General features: G+C 45.7%; 11 protein-coding genes. 7 read left to right on the top strand and 4 right to left on the bottom strand.

Going from position 1 to position 14,238, the window contains the following annotated elements; all coding sequences use genetic code 11:
* Window positions 1-112 precede the first annotated feature (112 nt).
* Complete coding sequence (locus AC5O63_RS15970) at window positions 113-1,789, top strand: LytS/YhcK type 5TM receptor domain-containing protein (RefSeq protein WP_494505575.1); 1,677 nt, start codon at window positions 113-115, stop codon at window positions 1,787-1,789.
* Window positions 1,790-1,798: 9 nt separating this feature from the next.
* The gene (btsR, locus tag AC5O63_RS15965; protein ID WP_171325691.1) at window positions 1,799-2,518 is read left to right on the top strand and encodes a two-component system response regulator BtsR; all 720 of its coding nucleotides are present in this window, start codon (window positions 1,799-1,801) and stop codon (window positions 2,516-2,518) included.
* 50 nt (window positions 2,519-2,568) lie between these two features.
* Here btsR and nagZ read toward each other — a convergent pair whose 3' ends face one another.
* Both nagZ and AC5O63_RS15955 read right to left on the bottom strand, forming a co-directional pair.
* Window positions 2,569-3,555 carry a beta-N-acetylhexosaminidase gene (gene nagZ, locus AC5O63_RS15960; protein WP_494505574.1) on the bottom strand — a complete coding sequence of 329 codons (987 nt, stop codon included), beginning with the start codon at window positions 3,553-3,555 and terminating at the stop codon, window positions 2,569-2,571.
* Window positions 3,556-3,564: 9 nt separating this feature from the next.
* Window positions 3,565-4,413: a MurR/RpiR family transcriptional regulator gene (locus AC5O63_RS15955; RefSeq protein WP_494505588.1), complete on the bottom strand. Its 849-nt coding sequence runs from the start codon at window positions 4,411-4,413 to the stop codon at window positions 3,565-3,567.
* Between the two features lie 235 nt (window positions 4,414-4,648).
* Between AC5O63_RS15955 and AC5O63_RS15950 the strand changes: the two genes are divergently transcribed.
* Genes AC5O63_RS15950 through murQ form a run of 4 tightly spaced genes read left to right on the top strand, consistent with a single transcriptional unit; the run spans window position 4,649 to window position 9,161 of the window.
* Complete coding sequence (locus AC5O63_RS15950) at window positions 4,649-6,241, top strand: sodium:solute symporter (protein ID WP_494505573.1); 1,593 nt, start codon at window positions 4,649-4,651, stop codon at window positions 6,239-6,241.
* 1 nt (window position 6,242) lies between these two features.
* Window positions 6,243-7,121, top strand: a complete 879-nt coding sequence (locus tag AC5O63_RS15945; RefSeq protein ID WP_494505572.1) for a glucosamine kinase nucleotide-binding domain-containing protein — start codon at window positions 6,243-6,245, stop codon at window positions 7,119-7,121.
* Window positions 7,114-8,226, top strand: coding sequence for an anhydro-N-acetylmuramic acid kinase (locus tag AC5O63_RS15940; protein ID WP_494505571.1), 1,113 nt, complete (start codon window positions 7,114-7,116; stop codon window positions 8,224-8,226). Before AC5O63_RS15945 ends, AC5O63_RS15940 begins: the two co-directional genes overlap by 8 nt.
* 8 nt (window positions 8,227-8,234) lie before the next feature.
* Window positions 8,235-9,161 carry an N-acetylmuramic acid 6-phosphate etherase gene (gene murQ, locus AC5O63_RS15935; RefSeq protein ID WP_494505570.1) on the top strand — a complete coding sequence of 309 codons (927 nt, stop codon included), beginning with the start codon at window positions 8,235-8,237 and terminating at the stop codon, window positions 9,159-9,161.
* Between the two features lie 49 nt (window positions 9,162-9,210).
* Here murQ and AC5O63_RS15930 read toward each other — a convergent pair whose 3' ends face one another.
* Window positions 9,211-9,552 (bottom strand): DUF2799 domain-containing protein, encoded by a 342-nt coding sequence (locus tag AC5O63_RS15930; RefSeq protein ID WP_054962728.1) that lies wholly within the window; start codon window positions 9,550-9,552, stop codon window positions 9,211-9,213.
* A gap of 205 nt (window positions 9,553-9,757) precedes the next feature.
* Between AC5O63_RS15930 and AC5O63_RS15925 the strand changes: the two genes are divergently transcribed.
* Window positions 9,758-11,242: a carbon starvation CstA family protein gene (locus AC5O63_RS15925; protein ID WP_494505569.1), complete on the top strand. Its 1,485-nt coding sequence runs from the start codon at window positions 9,758-9,760 to the stop codon at window positions 11,240-11,242.
* A gap of 103 nt (window positions 11,243-11,345) precedes the next feature.
* On the opposite strand, the gene AC5O63_RS15920 is transcribed toward AC5O63_RS15925, so the two are convergent.
* On the bottom strand, window positions 11,346-14,111 hold the full coding sequence (locus tag AC5O63_RS15920) for a M16 family metallopeptidase (protein ID WP_494505568.1): 2,766 nt from the start codon (window positions 14,109-14,111) through the stop codon (window positions 11,346-11,348).
* Window positions 14,112-14,238: the final 127 nt, after the last annotated feature.

The raw sequence follows: 14,238 nt of genomic DNA, 5'->3' as shown, positions 1-14,238 counted from the left end.
ATTAATTTACACCTCATATTTTAACTCTCTTTATTACCAAAGTATGAGATAAGCATGTTTTCTAGAAGGAATCTTAACTAAAATAAGCCTAAATCCCGCTAGTTGACTCGTTATGGATCTGATCCTCTCTCTTCTTCAGCAAATGTGTGTCTATTTGGTTTTAGCTTATATGCTAAGCAAGACGCCTATCTTTTTGCCTCTGCTAAATATCTCTAACCGTCTTAGTCACAAACTGAGCGTCTATGTGCTGTTTTCGCTATTTTGTATCATGGGAACCTACTTCGGTTTGCAGATTAATGATGCGATTGCCAATACGCGCGCGATTGGCGCTGTGATGGGAGGACTGTTTGGAGGACCGATCGTTGGTTTCTTTGTCGGGCTAACCGGAGGTCTACACCGCTATACTCTAGGTGGATTTACCGACCTCGCCTGCGCAATTTCGACCACAGCAGAAGGGCTGATTGGCGGCTTGTTCCATATCTACTTTGTGCGTAAGAACAAATCTGACCAACTGTTCAACCCAAGCGTTGTGTTCGCCATTACTCTCGTTGCTGAAATTGTCCAGATGCTGATCATATTGATCGTCGCTAAACCGTTTGATCAAGCTTATTCTTTGGTTTCTGCTATTGCAGCGCCAATGATCATCGCTAACTCGGTAGGCGCAGCGCTATTTATGAGTATTTTGCAGGACAGAAAAACCATCTTCGAAGAATACTCAGCAACCTTTTCTCGCCGCGCGCTAAATATTGCAGAGCGTTCTGTTGGTATTCTGGCCTCTGGCTTCAATGTGCAGAACGCTGAGAAAATTGCCCGTATTGTCTATGAAGAGACCAATGTCGGTGCGGTATCGATTACCGATGATGAAAAGATTCTTGCCTTTGTTGGTATCGGCGATGATCACCACAAACCCAATACTCCTATCTCTTCACAAAGCACCTTGGATGCTATTCAACAAGACGACATCATCTACCTAGACGGTGCAGAAAAGCCGTATCAATGTTCTATCTCTGCAGATTGTAAGCTTGGTTCAGCACTGATCATTCCTCTTCGCGCAGGCGACAAGGTCATTGGCACCATCAAGCTCTACGAGCCCAAGCGTAAGTTATTTTCCACCATCAATATGTCGATGGCGGAAGGGATAGCGCAACTACTTTCAAGCCAAATCTTGTTTGGCGATTACCAGCAAAAACAAACGCTGTTATCTCAAGCCGAAATCAAACTGCTGCACGCTCAGGTCAATCCACATTTCCTATTCAATGCTCTCAATACTATCAGTGCCGTTATCAGGCGCGATCCACCTAAAGCTCGGGAGCTTATTCAGCACCTTTCTCAGTTCTTTCGTAGCAACTTGAAGCAAGATATTGAAACGGTCACGCTGCAAGAAGAGCTCGCCCACGTTAATGCCTACCTCACGATAGAGAAGGCGCGTTTTACCGACCGCTTAGAAGTGACAATTGATATTGATGAAGCGCTGCTAACTCGAAAAGTACCGACCTTTACCCTACAACCGTTAGTTGAGAACGCCATTAAACACGGTATCTCTAATCTTCTGGAAGGCGGTAAGATTCACATCTACAGTCAAATAAGTGAGGCAGGATTCCAAGTTGTGGTGGAAGACAATGCAGGCAGTTACACGCCACCAGCCGATGACCATGCGGGCCTGGGGATGCAGATTGTCGACAAACGACTGAGCAATAAATTTGGTCGCGCTTCAGCTCTCAATATTGAAGTCGAGCCTAACCATTTTACTCGGATGAGCTTTATCATTCCAAATAAGAACATGTACTAAGGTATCAACATGCTTTCGGCATTAGTCATAGATGACGAACTTTTTGCTCGCGAGGAACTGACCGAGCTACTCGAAGAAACGGGTCACATTGAAGTAATAGATCAAGCCAGCAATGCGATTGAAGGGTTGAAGAAAATCAATCAACTCAAGCCTGACGTGGTGTTTCTTGATATCCAAATGCCGCAGATTACTGGGATTGAGCTGTTAGCGATGCTCGACCCTGAAACCATGCCGAATGTGGTGTTTGTCACCGCTTATGATGAGTTTGCTGTCCAAGCATTTGAAGATAATGCCTTTGATTACTTGCTAAAACCTGTTGATACCTGTCGTTTGGAGAAAACCGTCAAGCGGTTACTCAAATCAAAACAAGCCGACACACATCAATTTGCCGCCATTACGCCACAGAGCTTAGATCAAGTACCATGTATTGGCTTAAACCGCATCGTCATTATTCCAACCCAAGACGTTGAATTTGCCTACAGTGATATCAGTGGTGTCCATGTTCAAACCCATGAACAGAAAGCCACATCTCAGCTGACGTTAAAAGTACTTGAAGAGAAAACGCCTTTGGTTCGCTGTCACCGCCAGTTTTTGGTTAACATCAAAGCAATCAAAGAGATAAAACTGCTCGAAAATGGCCTAGCAGAAATTATCACCGTCAGTGACCATCCACTTCCGGTGAGTCGACGTTACTTGAAGACCTTAAAAGAGATGTTAGGTTTTCACTAATAACAAAAAAGCCGCACTTGATGTGCGGCTCGTTGAGTGGGTCTACGGGATTAAGCGTCAATAATGCGCTTCATGGCCTCGGAAGCCTGTTTCCATTGTTCACTGCTATGTAACTCAGACAAGCTAAAGCTCTGTGTTTTCAATAAGCCATTTGCTTGCGGGGTTTCCATTACAGGCAGATTGTCTAGCACTTCCACCTGAGCGTCACGCTTGTTACACACCAAAATCATATCGCACCCAGCCACCAATGCCTGATGTGAACGCTCTGCGGGGCCGCCCATGATCGATGCACCTTCCATTGTCAGATCATCGGAGAAAACAATGCCTTTAAAACCAAGCTTTTCACGCAGTATCTGTTTAAGCCAGTATTCCGAACCACTTGCAGGCTGATCATCATAGTGTGGGAAAACAACATGCGCGGGCATCATTGCGTCTAAAATTCCCGATTCAATCTGGGCTTTAAAAATCGCCATATCTTGTTCAAAGATAGTGTCTCGGCTGTCGAATGGCGTTTCTAAGTGTGAATCAGCCACAACGCCGCCATGTCCAGGGAAATGCTTACCCGTCGTCGACATTCCAACCGCTTTCATCCCTTTCATGTAAGCCAGGCTGTGGCGGATTATGGTATCAACATCATCACCAAACGCACGGCTACCAATCGCTTTACAATCAAAACCTTTATCAAGAACAGGTGCAAAGCTCAAATCAATATCATGGGCAACCAACTCTGCTGCCATCAACCAGCCACCTTGCTCTGCAAGTTGCTCGCCATTATCAAACTGAGCATATTTTTGAGCAGCCGGAATCAGTGAGAATCCTTCTTTAAAGCGCTGAACACGGCCTCCTTCTTGGTCAACACCAATCAGAATTGGGCGCTTAGCCGCTTGACGAATCGATTTGTTCAAAGCCAGTAGCTGCTCACTGTCATGGTAGTTGCGGGCAAATAAGATCACACCGCCAACCGTTGGGTGCTCAAGAATCTCTTTATCTTCCGCAGTCAATTCACAGCCTGCTACGTCTAACCATAACGGTCCCATAACGAATCCTTATTGTTTCAATGCCGCTACTGCGGATTTACTTTGTTCTATCAGTTGATCTGCACTCTCTTCTTGCTGAGTTAAAGCAATAAAGAGTAAATCAGTAATCAATAACTGACTGTCACGCGCAGTAATCGATGAGCTACGAATATGCTCTTCGTCGGCGGCAGTCATTAGCTTTATATCGGAGTACTTGTCTAATGGCGTTGGCGCTAATTGGCTGATGGTAATCACCTTTGCTTTACGCCCTTTAGCTATTTGAGCGACGCAAAGAATTTCGCGGCTTCGCCCCGAGTAAGACAAAGCGATCAACACATCGTTCTCATTTAAAGCCGAGGCATTGGCAATTTGGATATGGGCATCGTGCTCACAATGCACCGCATGACCAATTTTCATTAGCTTGTAACTTAAGTCTTTCGCCACCAGCGAAGAAGCCCCAACACCAGCTATCTGAATCTTGCCCGCTAAATGAAGCAAACGCGTGGCCTGCTCTATCTTATCGCCTTCATTGAGCGCAATAGTTCTCTCCAATGACTGCTGTTTACTCGCAAGTAACTTAGCCATCACCAGCGGAATATCATCGCTACGCGAGATAGTGCCATGAATCGCCTTACGTGAGGTCGGCTGGTAGCTTATCTCACTTTCGTACAGCTTGACCTTTAATTCAGAGAACCCGCTGTAGCCTATTTTCTGGCTGAACTTAACAATGGTGGACTGACTCACTCCCACCGCTTTAGCCAGCTCTGGAGATGACATTACCTTGACTTGCTCAGGGTACTCTAGAAGGAACTGAGCAATCTGCGTATCGGATGGTGATAGCTTTGGCAGAAGCGTTTTTATTCGCGCTAACCCTTTCATCATCAAGCCTCCTATCAATTGATGCCAGTGTACTCAGCTAAGTCTGCATCTGGAATAGCTATTCCAAAAAACAATTCACGGCGGAATAGCTTCGACGATTAAATGGGATCATGGTCATAGAAAACAACTGGTCACTATTCCACCAAGGAATAGCTATTTGAATCACTTATTCTTCACAGCATACTGGTGAAAATAACAAAGATATACCCTACACAATTCATGCTATGGAGCTGCTATGAATTCTCTATTTACCTCATTAGATTGGGCAGTATTCGCGCTTTACTTTGCGCTAATTGCCTACACAGGTTGGCACTTCAGCCGTGTCAAAATCACTTCAACCAAGGATTACTTTCTCGGTGGCAACAGTATGCCAATGTGGGTGGTTGCGGTATCGGTACTGGCGACATCTCAGTCTGCAGCTACTTTCCTTGGCGGACCAGAATCAAGCTACCGCGGTAACCTAACTTACTTAGCCACCAATATCGGCGGGATATTAGGTGCTTTGTTTGTTGCTTGGGTACTGATTCCTAAGTTCTACCACAACAAAGTCTCGACCGTTTACGAGCTGCTTAAGGTTCGTTTTGGTGAAAAAACCAAACAGCGCGCAGGCTTGATGTACCTGGTGGGACGTGTTTTTGCTTCTGGTTCTCGCCTTTATATGGCCGCTATCGCCGTGTCGATGATCCTGTTTACGAACATTGAACCATCTAGCGTCATTACCTCGGTCGTGATTCTGGTTATCGTCGGTCTTGCCTACACCTATATGGGCGGGATTCGCTCTGTCATCTGGAGTGACCTTATTCAGTTGATTGTTTATGTGGGCGCAGCCCTTGCTGTCATCGTCTATCTTCTCGGACAGATTCCAGCGGATATGGGGCAAATTGGTCATGCCTTACAAAACCCGGGCAATGATCAAATCTCTAAGCTGACACTATTTGATTTTAGCCTCGATTTCTCACCAGCCGGCACCTTTAGCTTCTGGGCTTGTATTACAGGTTTTGTGTTACTCAACATCGGTGCATTTGGTCTTGATCAGGATATGACTCAACGAGTTCTGACCTGTAAAAACGCCAAACAGGGTTCACAGGCGATGATCAATTCCATTATCTTCTCGATTCCTGTCGTACTGGTGTTTATGACCATCGGCTTGCTACTGTATGTTTTTTATCAACGACCAGAGCTTATGGGTGTTGAAGGTAAAGAAGTAGTACAAAACTTCAATGGCGAAAATGTCACCATCTTTATGTACTACGTCCTCAACGAAATGCCTGCTGGCTTGCGTGGTCTGGTGACTGTTGGCGTCGTTGCTGCCGCATTATCTACGCTCAATTCTGGTTTGAACTCAATGTCTTCAGTGGCGGTGCAAGATCTCTATCGTCCTTGGAAAGAAGCTCGTGATGGCAAACAAGATGACTTCCACTATGTCAAAGCAGGCCGATTAGGCATGGCCGTGGCCGCAACCGCACTGGGTAGCATGGGGATTCTTTGTTTCTACTGGCAACAGTATACGGATATGCCGCTCCTCTCTTTTGCTCTCAGCGTGATGGTTTTTGCTTACACAGGCTTACTGGGGGTTTACTTCACCGCCATCTTTACTAAACGTGGTAGTGAAACTTCGGTTGCCATGGCGCTTATCGCTGGCTTCTTAACGACATTGCTGCTGCAAGCTTATGTATGGGACAGCATCATGGGTGTTATTAACCCAGAGTGGGTTGGTGTTCAGCTCGCGTTCCCGTATCAGCTTTGCATTGGTACTTTGGTTTCGCTTTGTGTTTGTTTGTGTGGGAAAACAAGCAAACAAGAGCAAGACCAGCTACAAACGGCTTAATATGATTACACACCTTCTTGCTGTCGACGGGGGCGGAACCAAAACCGCTCTTCGTTTAACACCTCTGGAACCCCTAACGGCGGACCCGTTTTTCACCTTAACGCTTGGTCCGTCATCCCTTACACAACAAGGCAAGCAAGCAATAGAACTTATTCAACATGCCATTGCTGCTTGCCTTGAGCAACACAGACTGCGTGCAGAGCAAGTCTCAATCGTTGTTGGTGTTGCTGGAGCTGGGAATCTGGAGCTAAAACAACAACTACAATTAGCTTTAACAAATTACCCATATTGCCAAATCACGACTGATGCTCATATTTCATTGTTAGGCGCCAATCAAGGTCAACCAACTAACGTCATTGCGGTTGGTACAGGCTCGGTGGCGAGTCAGCTTAACCGTGATGGAGAGGTGAAAATCTTTGGTGGATGGGGCTTTCCTATCGGCGATCAAGGTGGTGGTGCTTGGCTTGGTCAGCAAAGCATTAGGGCGTTAATCAATACTCTCGAAGGAGCTTCTCCTTCGCCGTTAACTGATCATCTTAAACACAATATTGGCGACTCTCGCGCTGAGGTCATAACTTGGCTAAAGCACACTACAGCAACAGAATTTGCCCAACTCGCTCCCGATGTCATTCGACTGGCTGAGCAGTCTTGCCCTGATAGCTCAGCCATCTTGAACCAAGGCTGTCGGCATATTGATAGGCTTATAGCAAAGTGCTGTGAAAATAATGACTTAGATATCGCTTTTCTAGGGAGTTTAGGCGCATACTATCAATCACGGCTTGGTAACCCATGGCAGCCTAGAGTGATTCAGCCCAAAGGAGATGCCTTAGACGGGGCGATTTGGCTAGCAAAACAACAAGTGGAAAATAACAATGAGTAAAGAGCTGTATATTGGCATTATGTCTGGTACTAGCCTTGATGGTATCGATACTGTTTTGGTTGAGATCGAACACAATCAAGTTCGCTTGCTAGATAGCCTCGACTATCCAATTCCGCAATCGCTTAAGCAGCGCCTATTAAATGTTAGCCTAGGTCAGGCAACGAGCTTAGTTGAAATTGGTCAACTTGATCATTTGCTCGGGCAACTCTACGCGCAAGCCGTTCAAGCTCTGTTAAACAAAACGGGTTATGCTGCCGAGCAGATCACAGCGCTCGGCAATCACGGTCAGACCGTCTATCATCAACCGACTGGAGATACTCCATTTACCACCCAACTCGGTGACGCCAATATTATTGCCGCCCTAACAGGAATAGACACCATTGCGGACTTTAGACGCAAGGACATGGCTCTTGGAGGTCAAGGAGCGCCACTGGTTCCTGCATTTCACCAATCGATTTTTGGTTCTACAGAGTCTAGTGTGGTGGTACTTAATATTGGAGGCATCGCCAATATTTCCGTTTTACGACCTGAACAAACCGTTATTGGGTATGATACAGGCCCAGGTAATATGTTGATGGACGCCTGGTGTGCTAAACACACTGGCAATGCCTATGACTACAATGCTCAATTCGCACTACAAGGAAAGCTCAATCAAGATTTGCTGACTGAATTACTCAGTGAGCCTTATCTTGCGCTCAGCGCGCCTAAAAGCACGGGTCGCGAGCTGTTTAACTTACCTTGGTTAGAAGCTATCCTCGCTAAGTTCTCTATTAAGCCTGAAGATGTGCAACGGACTTTGTGCGAGTATACCGCGATAACAATTGCCAACGAGGTAGGTAAGTTCGCCGTTGGCAGCTCACCAGAACTACTGGTATGCGGCGGAGGAGCACACAATCCTCTTCTAATGCGTTGTCTCACCCAGCAGCTAGCTGATTGGCAGGTCATGTTGACCGATGACAAGGGTGTAGACAGCAACAATATGGAAGCGATGGCCTTTGCTTGGCTCGCCTATCGCCGTATTCACAATTTGCCAAGCAATCTGCCTGAAGTCACCGGAGCCAGTAAAGCGGTCTCCCTTGGTGTGATGTACTTTGCTGATAAATAAGGACCACTATGACTAACGATGCGTTAATCGCCGCTCTTTCTCATCTCGTTTCTGAAGGACGTAACCCAGAGACGATGGATATCGACTTATTGCCTTCTCTGGAAATTGTTCAGCGAATCAATCAGCAAGACCAACAAGTCCCATTAGCGGTAGAAAAAGTCCTACCCGAGATAGCCCAAGCAGTCGACAAGATCACCGCTGCATTTAAAGTGGGTGGCAGACTTGTTTATATGGGTGCTGGCACTAGCGGACGCTTAGGTGTGTTAGATGCCTCGGAGTGTCCTCCAACGTTTGGCGTTTCAGACCAAATGGTGATTGGCCTGATTGCTGGCGGCCCAGAAGCGATTTTAAAAGCAAAGGAAGGAGCGGAAGACTCCCGTGAGTTTGGTGTTGACGATCTCAAATCGATTAACTTTAGCGCTAAAGATGTGGTGGTCGGTATTGCGGCGAGCGGCCGAACCCCTTACGTCATCGGAGCATTGGAATACGCCAATGACATTGGAGCGACGACTGTTGCTCTGTCTTGTAACCCAGACTCAACGATTGCCGACATTGCCCAAATAGCCATTAGCCCAGTTGTAGGCCCAGAAGCACTGACTGGCTCGACGCGTTTAAAATCAGGGACTGCGCAAAAGCTTGTGCTTAACATGCTTACCACAGCTAGTATGATTCGCTTGGGTAAGAGCTACCAGAACCTTATGGTCGATGTGAAAGCGACGAATAAGAAGCTCGTCGCACGCGCAGCCAGAATCGTTATGCAAGCGACAGATTGTGATAAGAGCCTAGCCACCGAAACGCTAGAGAAAACCGATTATGATGTGAAACTGGCGATTTTAATGCTACTGACTGGTATGGAGTTATCTCAAGCTAAGAGTCAGCTAGAAAAGCAAGATGGTTTCTTACGTAAAGCGGTTCAACACCACCAAGGTGAATAGAAAATGAAAAAGGGAGAAGATCACTCTTCTCCCTCAACTCTATAAAGCGTTAATTTTGGTGTTCATTCCAACCACGCTGCCACTCCATGCGGAATCTTTGTGCTGTTTCGGTACCTTCACATACACCCTCATAATACTGACCAGATAACCCGATCTGATAAGCAAAATCAGGGTTACAATACTCGCCTACCCCTTCTAAATAACCCTCTTCATAATCCGAGTGTTTAACACTGCCTAAACTCGCCAATTCAGTGTAAGAGCGTTGAGTGTGACCAGTGATGCCATCTTGATAACCAATTTGATACCAATCCCCTTGCTCAGCTAACTGCTCAGGGCTACTGCTACAAGCCGCCAATACTGACACTAACGCTGCGATAACGATGTTTCTCATTGTTTTTCCTTGTTTTTGCAGACTTCTATTAATCAAACCACTAAATCCTAATAATTGCCACTCACCAAATGTAAAAACCACTTATTTTCTCAGCAAGCCACTCACTTCGTTATACGACCACTCACTCCATAACCAGATGATGATAGCCAAGTAACCCCATAGTATGCATGGTGAGCTTAATCAATTTCACTAAGGAACAAGTGCTATGTTGTGGTTTCTAACCTGTGTTGCAGCCCTAATCGGCGGATACTTTATTTATGGAGCTTTTGTAGAAAAAGTCTTCGGCATTAACGAAAAACGTCAAACTCCTGCTCATACCAAAGCCGATGGTGTTGACTACGTGCCAATGTCTACCAAGAAAGTTTACCTCGTTCAGCTACTTAACATCGCTGGCGTTGGTCCAATCTTCGGCCCTATCATGGGTGCCCTATACGGCCCTGCGGCTATGCTGTGGATTGTTATCGGTTGTATTTTCGCTGGTGCAGTACACGATTACTTCTCAGGTATGCTGTCTGTTCGTAACGGCGGTGCCTCTGTTCCTACCATTACTGGCCGCTACTTAGGCAATGGCGCAAAACACTTTATGAATATCTTTGCCATTGTTCTATTGCTATTGGTTGGTGTGGTATTCGTATCAGCACCTGCTGGTATGATCACTAATCTAATCAATGACCAAACTAGCCTATCGGTTAGCATGACGACTATGGTCATCGCGATTTTCGCTTACTACATCATCGCAACGATTGTTCCTGTTGATAAAATCATTGGCCGCTTCTACCCACTGTTCGGCGCTCTACTGATCTTCATGTCTGTTGGCTTGATGACTGCGGTTGCCTTCTCAAGCGAACATACAGTGATGGGTGACTTCAAAGTGAGCGACATGTTCACTAATCTAAACCCTAACGATATGCCGCTATGGCCTGCGCTGTTTATTACCATCGCCTGTGGTGCAATCTCTGGCTTCCACGCAACACAATCGCCATTGATGGCTCGCTGTATGGAAAATGAGAAGAACGGCCGCTTTGTGTTCTATGGTGCAATGATTGGTGAAGGTGTTATTGCTCTTATCTGGTGTGCGATTGCTTTATCGTTCTTTGGTAACCTAGATGCACTGTCTGAGGCAGTAAGCAATGGTGGCCCAGGCAATGTTGTTTACAGCGCGTCATTTGGCCTACTGGGTGTGTTTGGTGGTGTAATTGCTTTCCTAGGTGTAGTGATTCTACCAATTACCTCTGGTGATACCGCTTTCCGCTCTAGTCGTTTGATCCTAGCTGAATACTTTAACGTTGACCAAAAAGCACTGCGTAACCGCTTAATGATGGCCGTTCCACTATTCATTATTGGTGGCATCCTAACTCAAGTAGACTTCGGTGTTATCTGGCGCTACTTCGGTTTTGCTAACCAGTCAACCGCTGTCATGATGCTATGGACCGCTTCAGCTTACCTACTTCGTCACAATAAGATGCACTGGATTACAACTGTTCCTGCTATCTTCATGACAACTGTGTGTGCGACCTTCATTTTGAACAACAGCACACTAGGCTTTGGTCTGCCAATTCAAGTTTCAACCATCTCAGGTATCTTGTTTGCTCTAGCCGTTACTGGTTACGTGATTAAAACGTCGAAAGGTAAAGGTGAAACAGAGCTAGCAGACGAAGAGAAACCAAAAGCAGTCACTGAAACTGCGTAAACCAACAATATCTTTGCTTGCGAAAAAGGCTCCTTCGGGAGCCTTTGTTATATAGTCAGAAATACCAAATTCAGAGAGGCCAAGTTTCACCTTGGCACACTGTTTAGTTTTTTGCTGATAAGGTCGCTGTCATTTTTTGACTGTTGGCACCGAATGTCCAATCTGCTCGCTGCTGAATGTCACTCAAAGTAATGCTATTCGTCGTACCTTCAATATCAAGCAGTGCATCAATGCCATAGCCATGGATTAAGTAACGGCTATAAAACCAAGCGCGCTGAATAGGATCATCATTGATCGGCTCAAGCGCGACGGCAAGTTGCTTAGTCGCAGTAGACACCTCTTCTTCAGTAATAGACTTAGCTAATCCATCAAACATGGTATCTAAAGCTTGCTGTACCTCTTTGACATCTTCGCTTGCGACTTTTGCCGTTACAGACCAATCAGAGACTTGCTCTCCATCTTGAGTCACAGGGTAAATCTCTGGAGAGTAATCTAAGCCACGTTTTTCCCTGACTTCTTCAAGAAGACGTGCACTTGCGATGCGTTTTAGTGCGTCCTCAGCAAAAACATCCTTGGCTGTTTTCGCTCTTTGTTGCGTGTTAATCAGACGAGTTAACAGCATAGTGCCTTTTTCACTGCCTTCATTAACTTCAATAAGAGGTGCTAACTCTGTGTTGTAACCATTGTCAAAGTTCAGCGGGGAAGGCTTATCTTTTCGCAGCGAAATTGACGCTATGTACTTACGCAACATAGGAGCAATTTGCCCAGGCTCAAGATCGGCAATAATGACCAACTTATTATCCCGGTTGTAGCGGAACAAGCGCTGATGAACTTCCAGCAGTTGCTCGGTAGTGACTCCAGCAAATTCTGGGTTCAATACGAAACGGTGACGACTATCTGGTTGATAAGTGCCAGCATTGATCGCTTTGTACCATTTACCTTCAGGGGAGTTGTAATAAGCACTATTGTTCTCATAAAACTCTTGCTTCACGGCTTCCAGTTGACGCGGCTCAACCTTCACCTCAGTTGTAATGTTAAAGATAGTATTCAGAGCTAAGGGTAACTCTTTCGCCGTAGCGTTTATCTCTACCCCATGAAACGTCAGACCAATAAATGGAAACACTGCGATATCTTTCTTACGCAAGTAGCTGTCAAATTGCGCGCCGCTAAACTCTCCTAACCCACTTCGGGCAGCAGACTGTGGCAGTAAATCACTTGCTGCGTACAAATCAGGAGTTAGGGCTGCTTTACCACCTTGGCTGGCATAGACAATATGTGCCCTTTTACCAGCTTTAGGGTCACGTTGGAACCAAACTTCGACACCGTTACTCAATTGCCATACAGTGAAGTCACGTTCTCTATCCACTTGCGACACTATCTCGCCCTGTGTTGCGGGTTGTTTCAGTTCTGAGGTCACTTGCTGCAACGCCAACGGTTTAAAGCCGGCTTGAGCATACCGCTCAGGGAGTTTATTGAACTGCTGTTCTAAGGCACTCAAAGATTCGTCTGCACTATAACCCTGAAGCCAAGCGAGATCAGACGAAAGCAGATCTTCTATGTTGTCATTGACTCGCTTCAAATCAACATGCGTGACAAACTCACTCAGGGCTTTGCGATTTGTCTCTCGACTTTGTACTGGCATAGCTTGTTCAATAGCGAATACCTTGTCATCCACAATTTGCAATGGCTTGCGCTTATCCCATTCACTATCGAAGTTAGACAAACTATTGCGATAGCCAGTCATAATACTCTCTAGCTCACTTTGGCTAACCCCATAGTCTCTTAAAGAGCGTAAAGTCTCTAAAAACAGTTGCTGACTCGCCTCTCTGTTATCAGCCGAAAAAGCGATACTCGCTGCTGAATATCGGTTGTATTCAATCCATTGAGTGTAGCTTCCCGAATATTGCACCGCTTGAGCGGCATTGTTGAAGGCGGCGTGAAGTCGTTGAGAGATTAACTGCTGAGTAACATCATCTAGCCAGTATTGATACTGCTGCTTAAAAGTGGTGATGGCGATAGGCCCTCTATCAACTAGGAAATGTAAGCTTGGTGACTCCATCTCCCCCACTAATAAGGAGTGTGACTCTTCGTTAATGCTGTAATCACGTTGCTTGTTAGCCGCTGGCTTACCATTACTTTTCCAAGTTGAAAATTGCTGTGCGATAAGCTTTGAAAGCTCTTCACTGTTGATGTTGCCGGAGATGATCAACTCAGCATTTTGCGGTTGGTACCATGTTTGGTAGTAGTTTTTCAACCCTTCTACAGACGCCTGTTGCACTGACTCTTGAGTTCCTAGAGGATCCTTCCCCTCTACCAACGTACCTTTTATTGCTTCTAGATAAGCTTTGGTAAACAAAGGCTCATTCTCTGGTCGAGTAGCACGGAACTCACCGAGAATAACGCCTTTCTCGCGCTCAACCTGCTCAGGTTCAAACTTAATACCGTCTGCGACATCTCTCATCCAAGTCAAAGCGAGTGTGAGATGTTCTTGATCAGCGAGATCCATTTTATACGTTGTCAGTTGGTATCCAGTGAACGCGTTAATATCGGCACCAAAGCTGCCACCTGTTTTCTCGAACAGTTTAATTACATCGTTACCTGTAAAATAACGGCTGCCATTAAACGCCATATGTTCGACAAAGTGAGCATAGCCTTGCTGATCGTCAGCCTCTTGGATCGAGCCTGCGTGAATCATGAGGCGAATTGAAACCTCTTTATCCTCTGTTGGGTAGAGGTGGTAGCGCAACCCATTATCGAGTTGATACTGGCTCCAGTTCGCGTCTTCTGGAATGGATTTGTCGAGATCACTATTGCAACCGACGACAAGTAAAACGATAGAAAAAGTAAGCCACTTTTTAATAACTTGCATGAACGACTCCTAGTCCAATTACTAATCGCACTATATCGTTCCGCGTGGCTCAAATGTAATACACAACAAGCAATGGCAAGAAAATACGACTCACAACATATAATCTTGAAACTTATATGATTATTAA

This window comes from Vibrio sp. SCP2 (genome assembly GCF_059295395.1).
Note: the sequence above shows the minus strand (reverse complement) of the source record. Positions and strands in the feature narration are given on the sequence as shown.